Here is a 19,126-nt window from a genome sequence, read left to right on the forward strand (position 1 = left end):
GAGCGCGCCGGAAGCCGGGCTGCCCGGCTTCGAGGTGGCCGGCTGGTTCGGCCTCGCCGCCCCGGCCGGCACGCCGCCGGCCATCGTCGCGCGGCTCGCCGCGCAGGTGGATGCCGCGATGCAGGAGCCGGAGACCGGCGGCCGCCTGGTGGAGCAGGGGGTGATCGCCGGCGGCGGCACGCCCGCCGCCTTCGCCGCCTTCCTGGAGATGGAGCGCGAGAAGCTCGGCGCGGTGATCCGCGCGGCGGGGATCAGGGCTGAATAGGGGCGTGCCGGCGCGGGTCGTCTTGCCTGCGGCGGCGCCACGGCGCATCTAGCGGCGGTCGCAGCGGATGGCCCCCGCGCGCGGCCCGTGGCTTCGGCGCGGCAATCCGGCGACCGGGCCCAGCCAACGGGGAGAACACGAGAGATGACCACCGCCTTCACCTCCTCCCGCCGTGCCGTGCTGCTCGGCGCCGCGGCGGCGCTGGCCGCGCCGCGCATCGGCGGAGCGCAGCCCGCTGCGGTGCGCCTGGGCATCCTGCAGCCCGTCACCGGTGCGCTGGCGCAGGACGGCGAATACGGCCGGCTGGGCGCCGAACTCGCGATCCAGGAGATCAACGCCACGGGCGGCATCCGCGCCCTGGGCGGGGCGCAGATCCAGATGGTGTTCGGCGACGCGCGCTCGAACCCTGAAGGCGGCACCGCCGAGGTGGAGCGGATGAACGGCGAGGGCGTGGTGGCGGTGGTCGGCGGCTTCGCCAGCCCGATCTGCCTGGCCGCGTCGCAGGCCGCGTCGCGCTACGACCTGCCCTACATCGTCGATGTCGGCGTGTCCGACCAGATCGTCACGCGCGGGCTGCGCAACACCTTCCGCTTCGGCCCCGGCTTCGGCGCGGTGACGCGCGCGGCGCTGGACAACCTCGTCACGCTGAACAATGCCGCCGGCCGCCCGGCACGCACGGTGGTGGTGGTTCACGAGGACGGGCTGTTCGGCTCCGGCATGGCGCGGCTGATGCAGAACGAATTGCCGGGCCGCGGCTTCGAGATCCTGGAGACGATCAGCCACCCGACGCCGGCGCGCGACATGTCCAACATCGCGTTGCGCATCCGCTCGCTGAACCCGGACCTGATCATCCCGTCCAGCTACTATGCGGAGTTCGTGCTGCTCTCGCGCACGCTGCAGCAGCGCCGCATCCGGCCGAAGGGCATCTACTGCGTGCTGAACGGCGCGGCTTCCAACTTCCGCTTCGTGCGGGAATTCCCGGATGCGGCGAACCTGGTGATGGACGTGAACCACTGGGCCGATCCGCGCAAGCCCAAGACCGCGGAGCTGCGCCGCGCGGTGGAGGCGCAGAACCGCTTCTGGCTCTACAACACGCCGCTGAACTACTCCGCGGTGATGCTGGTGGCCGATGCGCTTGAGCGCGCCGGCCGCGCCGACCGCGGCGCGGTGATCGAGGCGCTGGCCCGCACCGACGGCAACTTCACCCGCCACATCATGCCCTATGGCCCGACGAACTTCGTCAATGGCCAGAACCAGGCGGGCCAGGCGGTGAATACCCAGGTGATCGACAACGACATCAAGGTGATCTTCCCGGCCGACTTCGCCGACGCGCGGCCGGTCTTCCCCTGGCCGAACACCTGACCTGTCTTGAGGTCCTTCCCGCCTGAGATCGTGGGGGAGGCCGTGCTGAACGGCCTCCTCACCGGCGCCGTCTATGGGCTGGTGGCGCTGGGGCTGACGCTGGTCTACGGCGTGCTCCACATCATCAACTTCGCCCATGGTGCGCTGCTGACCATGGCGATGTACGCCGCCTTCGTGGCGTGGCAGGCCTTCGGGCTGGATCCCTACGTCGCGATCCTGCCCCTGGTGCCGCTGTTCTTCGCGCTGGGTTACGGCTTGCAGCGCTTCGTCATCGGCCCGGCCAGCCGCGGCGAGGATTCCAACATCCTGCTGGTGACGCTCGGCCTCTCCATCGTCATCGAGAACGTGATGCTGGCGATCTTCCGCTCGGACACGCTCTCGGTGCAGGTGCCCTACGCGATGGAGGTGCTGGAACTCGGCCCGATGCTGCTGTCCTTCCCGCGCGTGGTCGGCTTCGGCGTGGCCTTCGTGGTGGCGCTGGTGCTGTTCGTGCTTCTGACCATGACGGACACCGGCCGCGCGATCCGCGCGGTGGCGAAGGAACGCACCGGCGCGGCCCTCGTCGGCATCGACGTGAAGCATGTCTATGCCGTGACCTTCGGCATCGGCGCGGCCTGCCTGGCGGTCGCGGCCTGCCTGCTGCTGCCCTTCTTCTACGTCAATCCGCGCGTGGGCAACGCCTTCGTGCTGGTCGCCTTCACCATCGTGGTGCTGGGCGGCATGGGCAGCGTGCCCGGCGCGCTGCTGGGCGGGCTGTTCATCGGCGTGGTGGAGAGCCTGTCGGGCCTCTATCTCGGCGACAGCCTCGGGCAGATCGGCATCTTCCTGATCTTCATCCTGGTGCTGCTGTTTCGCCCGACCGGGCTGTTCGGGGCGAAGGCATGACGGGCAGGGACCTTCTGCCCATCGCGGCCTTCGCCGCCGTGGCGGCGACGCTGCCGCTGTTCGTCACGGCCGGCACCTGGCTGAACTTCGCAGTCTTCACGCTGATCATCTGCCTGGCGGCGCAGGGCTGGAACATCCTGGGCGGGTATGGCGGGCAGTATTCCTTCGGCCATGCCGCCTTCTTCGGCACGGCGGCCTACGCCACCGCCATTCTGCAGGTGCGCTACGGGGTGAACCCCTATCCCGCCTTCGCGGTCGGCGTCGCGGCGGCGGGCGTGGTCGGGTGGGTCATCGGCCTGCTCTCCTTCCGCTCCGGCCTGCGTGGCAGCTACTTCGCGCTGGTGACGCTGGCCTTCGCCGAGGTGTTCCGCGTGCTGGCAAATGCCAGCGAATGGACGGGCGGCGCCGCGGGCATCCTCATCAGGCTCGACGTGCGACCGGAGAACTTCCAGTTCGCCTCGCGGGCGACCTTCTACTGGGTGGCGCTGGCGCTGGTTGTCGCGGCGCTGGTCGTGACGCGCGCGCTGGAACGCTCCCGCCTGGGTGCGCAACTGGTCGCGGTGCGGGAGAACGAGAACGCGGCCCGCGCGCTGGGCGTGGACGCGCTGGGCGTGAAGCTGGCCGCCATCGCGCTCTCGGCCATGATCACCGGCGCGGCGGGTGCGCTCTACGCGCAGTATTTCCTCTACCTGGACGCCAACATCGCCTACGGCACCTGGATCAGCGTGGAGGCGCTGCTGGCGCCGATCATCGGCGGCGCCGGCACGGTGTTCGGGCCGGTCTTCGGCGGCATCGTGCTGCACAGCCTGTCGGAATTCACCAAGACGCTGGTGGGCCGTATCCCCGGCCTGGACCTGGTGATCTTCGGCGTACTGCTCATCCTGGTCGTGCGCTTCCCGCCGCGGGAGATCCCCGGTCTGCTCAAGCTGTGGAGGCGGCGATGAGCTTCCTGACGGTGGAGGCGGTCTCGAAGCGCTTCGGTGGATTGCTCGCGGTCAGCGATGCCAGCTTCGAGGTGGCGGAGGGCAGCATCACCGGCCTGATCGGACCGAATGGCGCGGGCAAGACGACGCTCTTCGCCATCGTCTCCGGCTTCGAGAGGCCGACCGGCGGGCGCGTGCTGTGGCGCGGGGCGGAGATCACCGGCCGCCCGCCGCACCTGCTGGCCCGCGACGGCATCGCGCGCACCTTCCAGATCGTGCAGCCCTTCGCCGGGCTGTCGGTGCGGGAGAACATCGCGGTCGGGGCCTTCCTGCGGCACAAGCGGCGCGCCGAGGCCATCGCGCTGGCGGAGCGCGTCGCCGAACGCGTCGGCCTGGCGCGCGACCTGGACAAGCCGGCCGCGGCGCTGACCGTCGCCGGGCGCAAGCGCGTGGAACTGGCCAAGGCGCTGGCGACGGAGCCGAAGCTGCTGCTGCTGGACGAGGTGCTGGCCGGTCTCAACCCGTCGGAAGTTCGCGACATCGTCCCCGTGGTGCGTGCGATCCGCGACAGCGGCATCACCGTGCTGATGATCGAACACGTCATGCAGGCCGTGATGAACCTGTGCGAGACGGTGCATGTGCTGGCGCAGGGCCGCATCATCGCCGGCGGCACGCCGGCGGAGGTGGTGCGCAACCCGGCGGTGGTCGAGGCCTATCTCGGCCATGGCGCGGCAACGCGGCTGCAGGCGTCCGATGACCGGAGGGCCGACGAGCCCGGAGGTCTGAATCGGCCGCCCCAAGGTGACGCGCATGCTTGAGGTGCGGGACCTCGTCGCCGGCTATGGCCTGACGCGCGTGCTGGAAGGCGTCTCACTGCAGGTGAAGGCGGGCGAGATCGTCGCGGTGCTCGGGTCCAACGGCGCGGGCAAGACGACGCTGAACATGGCGATCAGCGGCCTGGTGAAGCCGCGTTCCGGCGCCGTGCTGTTCGAGGGCGCGGAGATCACAGGCCGCTCCCCGGCGGAGATCATGGGGCGTGGGCTGATCCAGGTGCCGGAGGGGCGCAAGATCTTCCCCAACCTCAGCGTGCGGGAGAACCTGGAGCTCGGTTCCTACCGCCGTGCGAAGGCGAACCGCACGCGCAATCTGGACCGCGTCTTCGCGACCTTCCCGCGCCTGAAGGAACGCGTCGCCCAGGCAGCCGGCACGCTCTCCGGCGGGGAGCAGCAGATGCTGGCGATCGGGCGCGGGATGATGGCGGAACCGCGGCTGCTGATCCTGGACGAGCCCTCGCTCGGCCTCTCGCCGCTGCTGGTGGAGGAGATGTTCGCCCTGATCCGCCGCCTGCACGGCGAGGGTCTGGCGATCATGCTGGTGGAGCAGAACGTCGCGCAGTCGCTGGACATAGCCGACCGCGCCTATGTGCTGGAGAATGGCAGCTTCGCGCTCTCGGGACCTGCCGCGCAGGTGCGCGAGGACCCGGAGCTGAAGCGGGCCTATCTCGGCCTCTGAGGGAGGACGCCGCCATGGCGATCGTGACGAAGGGCGTGGAGCCGGCCTCCGTGCTGATGGCCGCGCCGCCGCCGGCCTGGCTGGAGGAATGGTGCGGCTTCGCGGCGCGGCTGCGCTTCGCGGACCTGCCGGCGGAGGTGGCGGGCCGAACGCGGCTGGTGCTGCTGGACTGCATTGGCGCCATCGCCGCCGGCGCGCAGGAAGCGGAGATGCAGGCGCTCGCCGCGCGGATGATCGCGCGGGAGGGGCACGGCGACGCACCGGTGATCGGCCTGCCGCAGGCCGCGCGGCCGGGCACGGCGGCCTTCCTGAACGGCACCTCCGGCACGATGCTGGAGCTGGACGAGGGCAACCAGTACGCCCGTGGCCATCCCGCGATCCATGTTGTCCCCGCGCTGCTCGCCGCGCCGCGCGGCGACGCGGCGGCGCTGCTGACGGCGCTGGCCCTCGGCTACGAGTTCGGCAGCCGCGTCGGCATCGCCAGCAAGCTCAACGTCGCGATGCATCCGCACGGCACATGGGGCACGCTGGGTGCGGCGATGGGCGTGGCGAAGCTGCACGGCGCCTCCGCGGCCGAGTTCCGTGGCGTGGTCAACATGGCCGCCTCGCTCGGCCTGGCGACGTCGCGGAAGACGATGCTGGAAGGCGGCACGGTGCGGAACACCTATGCGGGTGTCGCCAACATGCTCGGGCTGACGGTGTGGGACCTGGTGCGCGCCGGCTTCGAGGGCGAGCGCGACGGCGTCGGCACGGTGTTCGGGCAGGTGAGCGCCAGCGACTTCCGGCCGGAGGAGATGGTGGCGGAGCTCGGCACGCGCTGGGAAGTGGCGCGCAACTACTTCAAGCGCCACGCCGCCTGCCGCTACACCCATGGCGCGCTTGACGCCCTGGCGCTGATCCTCGCGAAGACCGGGCCGCTGCGGCCGGACCAGGTGCGCGCCATCGAGGTGGACACCTATGTCTGGGCGGCGCAGCTCGACAGTCCGCTGGCGCCCAACATGCTGGCGGCGAAGTTCAGCATCCCCTTCGCGCTGGCCACCACCATCGCCCATGGCGCCGCGACCGTGCCGGCGTTCCGCGGCCCGGCGCGGGAGAACCCGGCGGTGCAGGCGCTGGCGCAGCGCGTGACGGTGAACGAGGATGCGGCGCTGACCGCCATGCTGCCGGGCCTGCGCCCGGCGCGCCTGAAGCTCACCCTGGCCGATGGCGCCGTGCACGAAGCCGCGGTCACCACCAACCGCGGCGACACGGAGGATCCGTACACCGAAGCGGAAGTGCGCGCGAAGTTCCGCGAGCTGACCGATCCGGTCTATGGGGCGGCCCGCGCGCGCGCGATCGAGGAGGCGGTGCTGGCGCTCGGCCCGCACCAGGAAGCCGCGGCGCTGACGGAGCTGCTGGCGCGATGACGGCCCTGGACCCGGTCACGCTGGCGGTTCTCAAGGGCCGGCTGGAGCAGATCGCGGACGAGATGGACGCGACGCTCTACCGCAGCGCCTTCAACCCGATCATCGCCGAGGCGCGCGACGCCTGCCACGGCCTGTACCACGCCGAGACGGGCGCGACGCTGGTGCAGGGCACGAAGGGCCTGCCGATCTTCGTCGGCGCCATGTCCTTCGCGGTGCAGGCGGTGATCCGCAGGGTGCAGAACGGCACGCCGCTCGAGCCCGGCGACACCTTCATCTTCAACGATCCCTATGAGGGCGGCACGCATCTCAACGACTTCCGGCTGGTGCGACCGCTGTTCCGCCAGGGCCGGCTGTTCTGCTGGCTGGCGAGCGTCGGCCACTGGCTCGACATCGGCGGCAACGTGCCCGGCGGCTACAACCCGCGCGCCACGGAGAGCTTCCAGGAAGGCATGCGCATCCCGCCGGTGAAGCTGATCCGGGCCGGGGCGATGCAGCAGGACGTGCTGGACATCCTCGCGGCCAACACGCGCGTGCCGAATTCCAACTGGGGCGACCTGAACGGGCAGCTCAACGCGCTCGACCTCGGCGAAAGGCGGCTGAGCGAGCTGCTGGACGAGCATGGCGAGCCGCGGCTCGACGCCGCCTTCGCCGCGCTGGCCGACCGCGCCGCGGCGCTGATGGAGGCGGAGATCCGCGCCCTGCCGGACGGGACCTACGCCTTCGAGGACTACCTCGACAACGACGGCGTCACGGATGAGCGGCTGACCATCGCGCTGGAGATGACAGTGCGCGGCGGGCAGATGGTGCTGGACTTCTCCCGCAGCTCGCCGGCCTGCCTCGGCCCCATCAACATCAGTCGTGCCACCTCGGTGGCGGCCTGCTACGTGGCGCTGAAGCACGCCTTTCCGGACGTCCCGGCCAATGCCGGCGTGCTGCGGCCGATCGAGTTCGTCATTCCTGACGGGACGCTTCTCGGCGCCGGCGCGCCGCGGCCGATGGCGGGCTACACCGAGACGATCCTGCGGCTCATCGGCGTGATCTTCGGCGCGCTGGGCAAGGCGGTGCCGGAGCGTGCGATGGCCGCGCCCTTCGGCACCATCAACGCGCTCTCGCTGAGCGGACAGCGCAACGACGGCACGCGCTGGGTGATGTTCTCCTTCTTCGGGGGCGGCTTCGGCGGCAGTCCGGAGACGGACGGGCTGCACCACGCCAACAACCCGATCTCCACCGCGACCATCCCGCCCGCGGAGATCCTGGAAGCCGCCTATCCCGTGATGTTCACGCAATGGGCGCTGCGGCCGGATTCCGGCGGGCCGGGCCTGCATCGCGGCGGCGTCGGCGCAGTGTACGAGATCGAGGCGATGTCGCCCGGCGTCACGGAAGTCGCGCTGCTCGGCGAGCGCGGGCGCTACGCGCCCTTCGGCGTCGGCGGCGGGGCGGACGGGGCGCTGAACCGCTTCGCCTGGCAGACGGCGACGGGGTGGGAGGCACCGCCGATGGCGAGCAAGGTCGTCGGCGTGAAGATCCAGGCCGGCCAGCGCGTGCGCCTGGAAAGCCCGGGCGGCGGCGGCTGGGGCGACCCGCGGCAACGCCTGCGGGAGGCGGTGGCCCGCGACATCCGACTGGGTTTCGTCAGCGCGGAGAGCGCGGCGCGCGACTACGGATACCGGGCATGACGAGCAATCCGATCGTCGGCGTGGATGTCGGCGGCACCTTCACCGACCTGTTCCTGTTCGACCCCGGCGCGAACGCCTTCCGCACGGCGAAGGTCCCCTCCAACCGCGGGGACGAGGCGGTGGGGTTCATGAACGGGCTGCGCGCGCTCGGTGGCCCGGCGGGGTTCGACGCGATCGTGCACGGCACGACGGTCGGCACCAACGCTCTGCTGGAGCGCAAGGGGGCGAAGCTCGGGGTCATCACGACGCAGGGCTTCCGCGACGTGCTGGAGATGCGCCGGCGCGACCGGCGCAACACCTGGGGCCTCTCGGGCGAGTTCCTGCCGATCGCCGAGCGCGACATGCGGCTGGAAGTGCCCGAACGCACCCTGGCGGACGGCACCATCCACACGCCCGTCGATGTCGCGGCCGTGCAGGCGGCGGCGCGCGCGCTGCTGGCGCAGGGCGCGGAGGCCTGCGCGATCGTCTTCATCAACGCCTATGCCAATCCGGCGAACGAGCAGGCGGCCGCGGCTGCGGTCCGCGCCGCCTGGCCGAACCCGCATGTCTCCGTCAGCAGCGAGATCCTGCCGGAGATCCGCGAGTTCGAGCGCGCTTCCACGGCCGCGCTGAACGCCTATCTGCAGCCCGTCGTCGCCAGCTACCTCGGCAAGCTGGAAGGGGCGCTGGGCGAGGCCGGGTTCGGCGGGCGCTTCCACATCGTCCAGTCGAATGGTGGCATCATGTCCACCGCGACGGCGCGTGCCGTGCCGGCGCGCACCGCGCTCTCGGGGCCCGCGGCCGGCGTCATCGCCGCGGCGGCCATTGCGCGCGCGGCGGGCTTCGAGAACGCGATCACCTGCGACCTCGGCGGCACCAGCTTCGACGTCTCGCTGGTGACGGGCGGGCGGATGGAACTGGCGGCGCAGGCCACTGTCGATTTCGGCCTGGTCATCCGCAGCCCGATGATCGAGATCACGACCATCGGCGCCGGCGGCGGCTCCATCGCGCATGTCGATCGCGGCGGCCTGCTGCAGGTCGGGCCGGAGAGCGCCGGCAGCCGGCCCGGCCCGGTCTGCTACGGGCAGGGCAACACGCGGCCGACGCTGACGGATGCGAATGTCGTGCTCGGCCGGATCAACGCGGAGCGGCCGATCGGCGGCGCGCTGTCGCGGCTCGACGTCGAGGGTGCGAAGGCCGCCATCGCCGAGCATGTCGGCCGGCCGCTCGGGCTCGACGCGATGGCGGCCGCGGAAGCTATCGTGCGCGTGGCCAATGCGAAGATGGCCGGGGCGATCCGGCTGGTCTCCATCGAGCGCGGGCACGATCCGCAGAAGTTCGTCGCACTGCCCTTCGGTGGCGGCGGCGCGCTGCATGTCGGCGCGCTGATCAAGGAGGTCGGGCTGAGGGCCGCGCTGGTGCCGCGATTCCCCGGCGTGACCAGCGCCATCGGCTGCGTCATCGCGGACGTCCGCCACGACCAGGTGCGCACGCTGAACCTCTCGCTGGAAGGGGTGGACGCGGCCGCACTGGATCGGCGCATGGTGGAGGAAGCCTCTGCGGCGCGCGCCGTGGTGGAGGCCGCCGGCCTGCCGGTGGACCGCATCGAGGTCCGCTTCGAGCTCGACATGCACTATGCTGGCCAGACCCACACCGTGGGCGTGCCGCTGCCGCTGCGCGTGATCCAGGGCAGCACCGGCGTCAGCGAGGCTATCATCCGCAACGCCTTCGAGACGGCCTACCGGCATGCCTTCTCCCGCCTGCTGCCCGGGCTGCCCATCCGCATCGTCACGCTGCGCACGGCGGCCATCGGCGTGCGGCCCGATTTCGACCTGGCTGCGCTGGCCCCGCCGGCCGATGCCACGCTGGACGGTGCGGCGCGCGGGGCGCGGCAGGTGTGGTTCGACGGTGGCTGGCATGCGGCGACGGTCTGGTCGCGCCTGGACCTGCCGGTGGGTGCGCTGGTGCACGGGCCGGCGATCCTGGAGCAGCCGGATGCGACGGTGGTGGTCGATCCCGATCTCACCGCGCGGGTGGACCGCTTCGGCAACCTGATCATCGAGCGGGAGTGACGCGCATGGACGAGGCCGTCCCGATCCAGCAGACTGCGCTGCTGCTCTGCGACCTGCAGAACGACTTCATCCATCCCGACGGCGCCTATGGGAAGGCCGGCCAGACGGCAGCCTCCATCGCGGCACTGCCGGCGCGCCTGAAGCCGCTGGCCGATGCGATGCGCGCGCAAGGCGGCTGGATCGCCTCCACCCACTTCACGCTGTTCACCGGCAAGGGTGGGGAGCCGCTCATCGATCCGCACCTGCGCAAGCTCCGCCCCTTCCTCAAGAAGGGCGACTTCGTGATGGGCAGCTGGGGCCATCAGGTGGTGGAGGAGCTCGCCCCCTCCGACCTGCCGGTGGAGAAGGTCGGCTATGACGCCTTCTACGCCACGCGGCTGGAATGGATCCTGCGGAAGGTCGGCATCCGGAAGCTGCTGGTCGCGGGCATCGTCACGAATGGCGGCGTCTCCTCCACCGTGCGCGGCGCGCATGTGCGGGAGTTCCAGGTGACCGTGCTGGAGGATGGCTGCGCCGCCTTCACGCAGGAGCTGCACGACACCGCCATCGCCGCGCTGCGCCCCGTGGCGGAGATCAGCAGCGTCGCCGCGGAGCTGGCGAAGCTGCGATGAGCGAGGCGCGCGTCGTCACCGAGGCCGATCCGCACTTCGAGGCGGAGGTGCCGGTCGCCATCATCGGCGCCGGCGCGGCCGGGCTGGTCGCGGCACTGGCCTGCCACGCCGCCGGCGTCGAGCCGCTGGTCATCGAGCGGGATGCGGTGCCGCGCGGCTCGACCAGCCTCTCCGCGGGGCTGATCCCGGCGGCCGGCACGCGCTTCCAGCGCGAGCGGGGCATCGCCGACGATGTCGCGACCTTCGCGGCCGACATCCAGAAGAAGGCGCACGGCCATGCGGACCCGGCACTGGTCGCGCTGGTGTCGCGCAGCATCGCGCCGGCGATCGAATGGCTGGCCGATGCCCATGCGCTGCCCTTCAGCGTGGTGCACGACTTCGACTATCCCGGCCACAGCCATCGCCGCATGCACGGCCTGCCCAGCCGCAGCGGGGCGGAACTGGTGGACCGGCTGCGCCAGGCCGCGGAGCAGGCGGAGGTTCCGCTGCTGACCGAGGCGCGCGTCACGACGCTGGTGCGCGATGCCACGGGCCGCATCCGCGGCCTGGTCGCCGAACGCCCGGACGGCGGCACGGAACGCATCGGCGCGCGCGCCGTGGTGCTCGCCTGCTGCGGCTATGCCGGCAACAAGGCGCTGGTGCGGAAATACATCCCTGACCTTGCGGAGGCGCTCTACTTCGGCCACCCCGGCAACGAAGGCGAGGCCGTGCTGTGGGGCGAGCAGATTGGCGCCGCGCTGCGCGACATGACCGGCCACCAGGGCCACGGATCGGTCGCGCATCCGCAGGGCATCCTGGTGTCCTGGGCGGTGATCATGGAAGGCGGCTTCCAGGTGAACCTGGACGGGGCGCGCTTCTGGAACGAGAGCAGCGGCTATTCCGAGGCCGGCGTCGCCGTGCTGCGCCAGAAGGACGGCGTGGCCTGGGACATCTTCGATGCCCGCATCGGCGGCATCGCGCGCCAGTTCGAGGATTTCCGCAATGCGGAGGCGCAGGGCGCCGTGCTGGCCGCCGACACGATCGAGGAGCTCGCCGCACGCGCGAAGCTGCCCGTGGACGCGCTGCGCGCCAGCTTCGACGCGGTGGAGGCGCAGAAGCGCGCCGGGTCGCGCGATGCCTTCGGCCGCGACTGGTCGCGCGGCGCGCCGCTCGCGCCGCCCTTCTGCGCCGTGCGCGTCACCGGCGCGCTGTTCCACAGCCAGGGCGGGCTTGCCATCGACGATGCGGCGCGCGTGCGGCTTGCGGCCGGCGGGATCGTCCCGAATCTCTTTGCCGCGGGCGGTGCGGCCTGCGGCGTCAGCGGGCCGGAGGCGTCGGGCTATCTCTCGGGGAACGGCCTGCTGACGGCGGTCGCGCTGGGGCGTGTCGCGGGCCAGGGTGCGGCGCGGGTGGCGCAGGCGGAGCAGGGTTGATGGACGGTATCGTGGACAAGTTCGGCATCGGCCAGCCGGTGCGCCGCAAGGAGGATGTGCGCTTCCTCAGCGGCAGCGGTCGCTACACCGACGACATCGACCTGCCCGGCCAGGCGCAGCTGGCCATCCTGCGCTCGCCACACGCCCATGCCCGCATCGTCTCGCTTGACGTGACGGCGGCGCGGGCCGCGCCCGGCGTGCTGCTGGTGCTGACCGGCCACGATGCGGAGGCCGACGGGATCGGCCTGTTCCCGCTGCTGGTCGAGGTGCCGCCCCGCCCCGGCACGCCGCCGCTCTTCGCGCCGCCGCGCCGCATCCTGCAGACGGATGCGGTGCGTTTCGTCGGCGATCCCGTCGTGGCCATCGTGGCCGAGACGCGCGCCCAGGCGGAGGACGCGCTGGAACTGGTGCAGGTGGAGTACGACCCGTTGCCCTCGATCACGGAGACAGGCCACGCCCTGGATCCCGATGCGCCGGTGATCTGGCCTGAACGGGGATCCAATCTCTGCGTGGACTGGTCGAACGGGCGCGAGGAGCAGACCGACGCAGCCTTCGCCCAGGCCGCACATGTCGCGCGCATCGAGCTGGTGCAGAACCGCGTCGCCGGCAACCCGATGGAGCCGCGCGTCGCGATCGGCGAATGGAACGCCGACGCCGACCGTTACGAGCTGACGGTCCCTAGCCAGGGCGTCTTCCGCGTGCGCGACCCGCTGGCGCGCGACATCCTGAAGGTGCCGGCGGGGCAGCTGCGCGTCGCCTCGCCGGATTCCGGCGGCGGCTTCGGGCTGCGCAGCAAGTGCTTCGTCGAATCCGCGATGGTGCTGTGGGCCGCGAAGAAGCTGGCCCGGCCGGTGAAGTGGCGCGCCGCGCGCAGCGAGACGATCGTGGCCGACCCGCATGGCCGCGACCACGTGACGCGCGCGGAGATGGCCTTCGACGCGAACGGCAAGGCGCTCGGCCTGCGCGTGCGGACGCTGGCGGGGATGGGGGCCTACCTCTCGGATTTCGGGCCGCGCGTGCCGACCGTGGCGGGGGCGCGGATCGCGGGCACGGTCTACGACCTGCAGGCCGTGAACATGCAGGTCCGTTGCGTCTTCACCAACACCGTGCCGACCGACGCCTATCGCGGCGCCGGCCGGCCGGAGATCGCCTACACGATCGAGCGGCTGCTCGACCTCGGCGCCGCGCATTTCGGCCTGGGGCGGGAGGAGATCCGGCGGCGCAATTTCGTCCGGCCGGACCAGATCCCCTACACCAACTGCGTCGGCAACGTGCTGGACAGCGGCGACTTCGCCGGCACCCAGGCGCTGGCGCTGGACCTGGCGGACTGGCAAGGCTTCGCCACGCGGCGGTCAGAGGCGCGGGCACGCGGGAAGCTGCGCGGCATCGGCATCGGCTACTTCATCGAGGCCTCGGGCGGCGCGCTGCAGGAATGGGCGCGGCTGGTCATGACCGAGGAGGGCAAGGCGCGGCTGCATGTCGGCACCTTCAGCCACGGCCAGGGCCACGAGACCGCCTTCGCGCAGATCGTCCATGCGCGCCTCGGCATCCCCTTCGAGGCGGTGGAGCTGGTGCAGGGCGACAGCCTGGTGATCGAGACCGGCGGCGGCACCGGCGGCTCCCGCTCGTCGCAGATGGGCGGCGTCGCGACCCTGCGCGCCTCGGACGCCGTGCTGGCCAAGGCCAAGCGGATCGCCGCACATCTGCTGGAAGCGGCCGCGGTGGACGTGGAATTGCAGGATGGCCGGTTCCGCGTGGCCGGCACCGACCTGGCGGTTTCCTGGCCGCAGGTGATCGCGGCCGCGCAGGATCCGGCGCGGCTGCCCGCGGGCGAGTCCCCCGGCCTGGACGAGAAGGTGCTCTACCAGCGCAGCACGGAGTGCAACTTCCCCAATGGCTGCCATGTCGCGGAGGTCGAGATCGACCCCGAGACCGGCGTGCTGGAGGTGGTGCGCTATGCCGCCGTGGACGACGTCGGCAACGTGATCAACCCGCTGCTGGTGCATGGCCAGTCGCATGGCGGCATCGCGCAGGGCTTTGGCCAGGCGGTGCTGGAGCAGGTGCGCTACGATCCGGAGAGCGGCCAGTTCCTGACCGCGACCTTCATGGACTACGCGCTGCCCCGCGCCGCCGACCTGCCGTCCTTCACGGTGGACTTCAACGTGGTGCCGACCCCCGTGAACGAGCTCGGCGTGAAGGGCGCGGGGGAGGGCGGCGCCTGCGGCGCGCCGCCGGCCATCGTCAGCGCGGCCTGCGACGCGCTGGGCGTGCCGCATCTCGACATGCCGCTGACCCCGGAGAAGATCTGGCGGGCGCTGCGCCTGTAGCGCCCGCCGGCGCCTGCCGAATCAGGTGGAGGGCAGGATCGGCGAGGAGGTGACGTGGAAGACGCCGTCGCTGGCCAGCACGTCGCCGCGCGCGATCGCGATGGTCGGCCGGCCCGGCTGGGGCGGCGCGCCCGTGCGCACGATTGTCGCGGTGCGGGGGCCGGTCTGCGTCACCTGGATCCGCCCGCGGTCCCAGGTGACCACCTGGCCGCGCCGCGCCTGGATGTCGGCCAGCCGGAGCAGGCCGAAGGCGGCGTTGGCGTTCACCAGCGCCGCTGCCCGCGCGCGCTGCTCCGCGCTCGGGTTGGAGGGCGGGTTGTCCAGCAGCGCCAGCAGGTCGGGCGGCAGGCCGTTCAGTGCCTCGTTGGTGGGCACGAACAGCGTCACCGCGCCGCTTTGCCGCCCGATTCGCCCGGTCTGGCCGCTGAGCGTCAGCGCGTTCACGAAACGGCGGTGCTCCGGCTTGTCGCGGAGCAGGGTGAGGAGGTCGAACGTGCCGTCCTCCGTGATGGTGCGGGTCGGCGCGGCCTGGCAACCGGCAAGCAGCAGCAGGCCACCGGCGCCCAGAGCGAGGCGACGCGGGATCGGGCGGCGCGAATCCACGGGCAGGTCCTTCCTGTCAGGCGCCGGCGGGCTGGCCGCGCCGGCGACGAAGAGAGCCTGGGTGGTAGCCGCAGCGCCGGCCGCCGTCCAGGGCAGGGCGCCGCCGGCCGGGTTTGACGGGCCGTGCGCCGCGCCGGATGCTGGCCCGGCACAAGGGGGAGGGCGCGTCGCCATGGCCGAGCATCCGTTCACGCGCGAGGATCTGGAGCTGCTGCGGCAATGGGATACGCCGACCATCTGCAACGCGCTGGAATTCGTGCTGCCGCAGCGCCGTGGCCATGGCTTCACGGTGCGCCCGCTGGTCGCCGCCGATCCGAAGCTGCCGCCGATCTGCGGCCTGGCGCGCACCGGGACGATTCGCGCCGCCGCGCCCTCTGGCCGTCCGAAAGACCAGGAGCGCGCGGTGCGGCTGGGATGGTACGAGTACGTCGAGAAGGCCTCGCTGCCCACCATCGTCGTCCTGCAGGACCTGGACGATACGCCCGGCGTCGGCGCCTTCTGGGGCGAGGTCCATTCCGCCGTCCACAAGGCGCTCGGCGCGCAGGGCGTGGTGACCAACGGATCGATCCGCGACCTGGACATGCTGGCGCCCGGCTTCCAGCTGCTGGCCGGCGTGGTGAACCCGAGCCACGCCTATGTCCACCTGGTTGCCTATGGCCAGGAGGTCACCGTGCACGGGATGCATGTGGCGCATGAGGACGTGATCCATGCCGACCGCCACGGCGCGGTGGTGATCCCGGCCGATGCCGTGCGGAAGATCCCGGCGGCGATCGAGCTCGGCGCTCGGCGCGAGAAGGTGATTCTCGACCTCTGCCGCGACCCGGAGTTCAGCGCAGCGAAGCTGCGCGACGCCTTCGCCCGGATGGACGAGATCCATTGAGGCAGGTCCTGGCCCTGCTGATGCTGACCGTGCCGGCCGCTGCGCAGCAGCCAGGACGCGACTCGCAGCAGCCGGGCTGGGAGACGATGGTGCGGGATCTGGCGTCGGCGCTGCGCGCCTGCCTGGCGGAGCGGCCGGGGGGCATGGTGGTGGAGGCCTGGCCGATGAATCACGGGAAGGCCGGGGCGCGGCTTCTGCTGCCCGGCGGCGCGCGGGAGGATTGCGTGGCCGATCTCGGCAGCGGTGCGGTGGAATCGCGTCGGCCGGTGGCCGACCAGGACCGCCGGCCCGGCGAGACGCTGCGGGCCTTCATGCTGGACCGCCGCTGCGTCGATGCCTGGCGGATCGAGGATGCGGCGGGGCGTGAGCTTGGCTGGCTGGCCTATCCGGGGTGCGGGTGAGGATGGCGGGACGCGACGTGCTGTGTCGGGTGAAGCCGGAATGGGTGGACCATTACGGCCACATGAACCTGGCCTACTATCTCGTCGCCTTCGACCTGGCGACGGATGCGCTGTGGCCGGCGCTGCACCTCGGCGAGCGGTTCCGTGCGCGCGGCCTCGGCACCTTCGCCGTGGAATCCTGGCAGGGCTATGCGCGGGAGGTGCTGCTGGATGCGCCGCTGGCGGCGGAGAGCGCGGTGCTGGCCTTCGACGCCAAGCGCCTTCTGGTCGGCCATCGGTTGTTCCATGCGCAGGAAGGCTGGCTCTCGGCGGAGAACGAGGTGCTGTTCCTCTGCGTCGATCTCGCCACGCGCCGCGTCGCAGCCTGGCCCGAGGACGTGCTGGCGGCCTTCGCCTCGGCGAAGGTCGATGCGGCGCCGAAGCGGCTGGCACTGAAGCGGAACTGACCTACCCTCGGTTCACCACCCAGATGCCGGCGCCGATCAGGGCCAGGGAGCCGAGCAGGGCCGGCGTCACCGGTTCCGCCAGCACCACGGCGCCGGCGGCCACCGCGAAGACCGGCGTGAGGAACAGGAAGGGCGCCAGCGCGGAGGCCTTGTGGCGCGCCACCAGCCAGAACCAGGCGACGTAGGAGGCGAAGGCGATGCCGGCGCCCTGGAACAGCAGCGCGCCCCAGACCAGCGGCGTCGGCGCGAAGACGCCGGGCTCGCCCAGCGCGTAGCCGATCGGCAGCAGCAGCAGGGCCGTGCCGATCTGGTAGAGCAGCGTGCGCTCCGCCGGGATGCGGGTCAGCATCGTCGCCTTGATGACCACGATGGTGGCGCCCCACAGCATGCCGGCCAGCAGGGCCAGCAGGTCGCCGAGCAGCATCGCATCCGCCGGCCCGCCCAGCCGGCCAGTGAAAGCCACCAGCAGACCGGCGAAGGCCAGCAGCAGGCCGGCCAGCTTGCGGGCGGTGAGCCTGTCGCCGGGCACCAGCCAATGCGCGCCCAGCACCGCCCAGAAGGGCGACATGAACAGCAGCACGGTGCTGCGCGCCGCGGTGGTGCGTGCCAGTGCCTCGTAGAGCGCCCAGAACTCCCCGGCGAAGAGCACGCCGCAGAGCAGCCCGGGCCAGAGGCTGCCGTCGCCGAACCGCACCGCGATGCCCCGCCACCAGCACCAGCCGAGCAGCAGCGGCACCGCGACGACGGAACGCAGTCCCGCCTGCACCAGCGGCGAGATGCCCTCGAGCCCCAGCTTCACCGCCACCTGTGCGATGCCCCAGCAGGCGCAGAGCAGGATCAGCAGCGCGGCGCCGGAAGCCGGCAGCGCGCCCTCGGCCTGACGCATGCGGTCAGACCTTCCGGCGGATCAGCGGGAAGACCAGCGCGGCCAGGGTGCAGGCCCAGAGCAGCAGCGAGGGGATGGAGGCGAACAGGGCCAGCACGTCACCATCCGAGAGCGAGAGCGCGCGGCGCAGGTTGTCCTCCAGCAGGCGGCCAAGCACGAAGCCCAGGATGATCGGCACCAGCGGCACGTCCAGCTTGCGCAGCACGTAGCCCAGCGCGCCGAAGGCGGTGGCCAGCAGCAGGTCGAAGGGCGAGTTGGAGACGGCGTAGACCCCCGCATAGGACAGCGCGATGACGCCGGGATAGAGCACCCAGGCCGGCACGGTCAGCAGACGCGCGAACAGCCCGACCAGCGGCAGGTTCAGCACCAGCAGCATCACGTTGCCCACATACATGCTGGCGATGAGGCCCCAGGCCACCTCCGGCCGCTGGGTGAACAGCAGGGGCCCGGGCGTGATGGAGTACATCAGCAGCGCGCCGAGCAGCACGGCGGTGGTGCCGCTGCCCGGTATGCCGAGCGAGAGCATCGGCACCAGGTTGCCGATCTGCGCCGCGTTGTCGGCCGTCTCGGGCGAGGCGACGCCGCGCAGGTCGCCCTTGCCGAAGGTGCCGGCCCTGTCCGCGATCCGCCGCTCCGTCGTGTAGGACAGCGCAGCGGCGACGGAGGCACCGGCGCCCGGCAGCACGCCGATGACGAAGCCGATCCCGGTCGCCCGCACCATCGCCGGGACGCAGGCGAGAAGCTCCTTCAGGCTCAGCCGCTCGCCATGGCCGAGGGCGGCAGCGGTGGCGCGCAGCCGCGTCTCCAGCAGCAGAAGCACCTCGCCGATCGCGAAGAGGCCGATGGCCAGCACGGTGAAGTCGATGCCGCCCAGCAACTCGATGGAGCCGAAGGTCAGGCGCTCCACGCCCGTGCCGGAATCGATGCCGACCAGCGCGAGCAGAATGCCGAAGCAGCCGGCCGCCCAGGCCTTCACGGCATTGCCCGGCGCGACCGCGCCGAGTAGCGACAGGGCGAAGACGATCAGGGCGACGTAGTCCGCCGGGGAGAAGCCGACGGCGATGCGCGCCAGCGGCACCGAGAGGAAGGTCATCAGCACGACCGACAGCGTCGCGCCCACGAAGCTGCCGATGCCCGAGACCGCCAGCGCCGCCGCGCCGCGGCCCTGCTTCGCCAGCGGGTGGCCGTCCAGCGTGGTGATGGCGGCGGCCGGCTCGCCGGGCATGTTCAGCAGGATCGCGGTGATGCGCCCGCCATAGCCGCTGCCGTAATAGACCGCCGCGAGCAGGATCAGCGCGCTTTCCGGCGGCAGCTTCAGCGCGAAGCAGAAGGGCAGCAGCAGCGCGATGGCATTCATCGGCCCGATGCCGGGCAGCACGCCGATCGCCGTGCCGATCAGGCAGCCCAGGAAGGCCAGCCCCAGGTTGGTCGGCGTCAGCGCGATGGCGAAGCCGCCCATCAGGGCCGCGATGCTGTCCAT

18 protein-coding genes are annotated in these 19,126 nt (G+C 71.8%); 15 read left to right on the top strand and 3 right to left on the bottom strand.

Annotation, left to right across the window (positions count from 1 at the left end; translation table 11 throughout):
* From OZN99_RS03775 to OZN99_RS03830, 12 genes are all read left to right on the top strand, one after another.
* The coding region (locus tag OZN99_RS03775; protein WP_270933837.1) for a tripartite tricarboxylate transporter substrate-binding protein at positions 1 to 265 on the top strand (265 nt) is incomplete at its 5' end.
* A gap of 144 nt (positions 266 to 409) precedes the next feature.
* A complete protein-coding gene (locus tag OZN99_RS03780; protein WP_270933838.1) occupies positions 410 to 1,627 on the top strand; it encodes an ABC transporter substrate-binding protein in 1,218 nt (405 codons plus the stop codon).
* A 42-nt stretch (positions 1,628 to 1,669) separates the two neighbouring features.
* Complete coding sequence (locus OZN99_RS03785) at positions 1,670 to 2,512, top strand: branched-chain amino acid ABC transporter permease (RefSeq protein WP_270933839.1); 843 nt, start codon at positions 1,670 to 1,672, stop codon at positions 2,510 to 2,512.
* Positions 2,509 to 3,456 carry a branched-chain amino acid ABC transporter permease gene (locus tag OZN99_RS03790; protein WP_270933840.1) on the top strand — a complete coding sequence of 316 codons (948 nt, stop codon included), beginning with the start codon at positions 2,509 to 2,511 and terminating at the stop codon, positions 3,454 to 3,456. The genes OZN99_RS03785 and OZN99_RS03790 overlap by 4 nt, the downstream gene beginning before the upstream one ends.
* Positions 3,453 to 4,253 carry an ABC transporter ATP-binding protein gene (locus OZN99_RS03795; protein WP_270933841.1) on the top strand — a complete coding sequence of 267 codons (801 nt, stop codon included), beginning with the start codon at positions 3,453 to 3,455 and terminating at the stop codon, positions 4,251 to 4,253. Before OZN99_RS03790 ends, OZN99_RS03795 begins: the two co-directional genes overlap by 4 nt.
* Positions 4,246 to 4,947, top strand: a complete 702-nt coding sequence (locus OZN99_RS03800; RefSeq protein WP_270933842.1) for an ABC transporter ATP-binding protein — start codon at positions 4,246 to 4,248, stop codon at positions 4,945 to 4,947. The genes OZN99_RS03795 and OZN99_RS03800 overlap by 8 nt, the downstream gene beginning before the upstream one ends.
* A gap of 14 nt (positions 4,948 to 4,961) precedes the next feature.
* Positions 4,962 to 6,353 (top strand): MmgE/PrpD family protein, encoded by a 1,392-nt coding sequence (locus tag OZN99_RS03805; RefSeq protein WP_270933843.1) that lies wholly within the window; start codon positions 4,962 to 4,964, stop codon positions 6,351 to 6,353.
* Entirely contained in the window at positions 6,350 to 8,029 is a 1,680-nt protein-coding gene (locus OZN99_RS03810) for a hydantoinase B/oxoprolinase family protein (protein WP_270933844.1), read from the top strand. The genes OZN99_RS03805 and OZN99_RS03810 overlap by 4 nt, the downstream gene beginning before the upstream one ends.
* Complete coding sequence (locus OZN99_RS03815; protein ID WP_270933845.1) at positions 8,026 to 10,080, top strand: hydantoinase/oxoprolinase family protein; 2,055 nt, start codon at positions 8,026 to 8,028, stop codon at positions 10,078 to 10,080. Before OZN99_RS03810 ends, OZN99_RS03815 begins: the two co-directional genes overlap by 4 nt.
* 5 nt (positions 10,081 to 10,085) lie before the next feature.
* Positions 10,086 to 10,691 carry a cysteine hydrolase gene (locus tag OZN99_RS03820; RefSeq protein ID WP_270933846.1) on the top strand — a complete coding sequence of 202 codons (606 nt, stop codon included), beginning with the start codon at positions 10,086 to 10,088 and terminating at the stop codon, positions 10,689 to 10,691.
* A complete protein-coding gene (locus OZN99_RS03825) occupies positions 10,688 to 12,103 on the top strand; it encodes an FAD-dependent oxidoreductase (protein WP_270933847.1) in 1,416 nt (471 codons plus the stop codon). Before OZN99_RS03820 ends, OZN99_RS03825 begins: the two co-directional genes overlap by 4 nt.
* Complete coding sequence (locus OZN99_RS03830) at positions 12,103 to 14,430, top strand: xanthine dehydrogenase family protein molybdopterin-binding subunit (RefSeq protein ID WP_270933848.1); 2,328 nt, start codon at positions 12,103 to 12,105, stop codon at positions 14,428 to 14,430. The genes OZN99_RS03825 and OZN99_RS03830 overlap by 1 nt, the downstream gene beginning before the upstream one ends.
* 21 nt (positions 14,431 to 14,451) lie before the next feature.
* Here OZN99_RS03830 and OZN99_RS03835 read toward each other — a convergent pair whose 3' ends face one another.
* Entirely contained in the window at positions 14,452 to 15,033 is a 582-nt protein-coding gene (locus tag OZN99_RS03835) for a fasciclin domain-containing protein (protein WP_270933849.1), read from the bottom strand.
* A 172-nt stretch (positions 15,034 to 15,205) separates the two neighbouring features.
* Between OZN99_RS03835 and OZN99_RS03840 the strand changes: the two genes are divergently transcribed.
* The 3 genes from OZN99_RS03840 to OZN99_RS03850 are packed head-to-tail and all read left to right on the top strand — an operon-like array spanning position 15,206 to position 16,760.
* Complete coding sequence (locus OZN99_RS03840) at positions 15,206 to 15,913, top strand: RraA family protein (protein WP_270933850.1); 708 nt, start codon at positions 15,206 to 15,208, stop codon at positions 15,911 to 15,913.
* Positions 15,910 to 16,314, top strand: coding sequence for a hypothetical protein (locus tag OZN99_RS03845; protein WP_270933851.1), 405 nt, complete (start codon positions 15,910 to 15,912; stop codon positions 16,312 to 16,314). The genes OZN99_RS03840 and OZN99_RS03845 overlap by 4 nt, the downstream gene beginning before the upstream one ends.
* Before the next feature lie 2 nt (positions 16,315 to 16,316).
* Complete coding sequence (locus OZN99_RS03850; protein ID WP_270933852.1) at positions 16,317 to 16,760, top strand: acyl-CoA thioesterase; 444 nt, start codon at positions 16,317 to 16,319, stop codon at positions 16,758 to 16,760.
* A gap of 1 nt (position 16,761) precedes the next feature.
* Here the strand turns inward: OZN99_RS03850 and OZN99_RS03855 are convergent, their stop codons facing one another.
* Positions 16,762 to 17,646: a DMT family transporter gene (locus tag OZN99_RS03855; protein WP_270933853.1), complete on the bottom strand. Its 885-nt coding sequence runs from the start codon at positions 17,644 to 17,646 to the stop codon at positions 16,762 to 16,764.
* Positions 17,647 to 17,650: 4 nt separating this feature from the next.
* Entirely contained in the window at positions 17,651 to 19,126 is a 1,476-nt protein-coding gene (locus OZN99_RS03860; RefSeq protein ID WP_270933854.1) for a tripartite tricarboxylate transporter permease, read from the bottom strand.

The sequence above is a fragment of the Falsiroseomonas oryzae genome (genome assembly GCF_027856955.1).
In the GTDB taxonomy this organism is placed as follows: Bacteria; Pseudomonadota; Alphaproteobacteria; order Acetobacterales; family Acetobacteraceae; genus Falsiroseomonas; species Falsiroseomonas oryzae.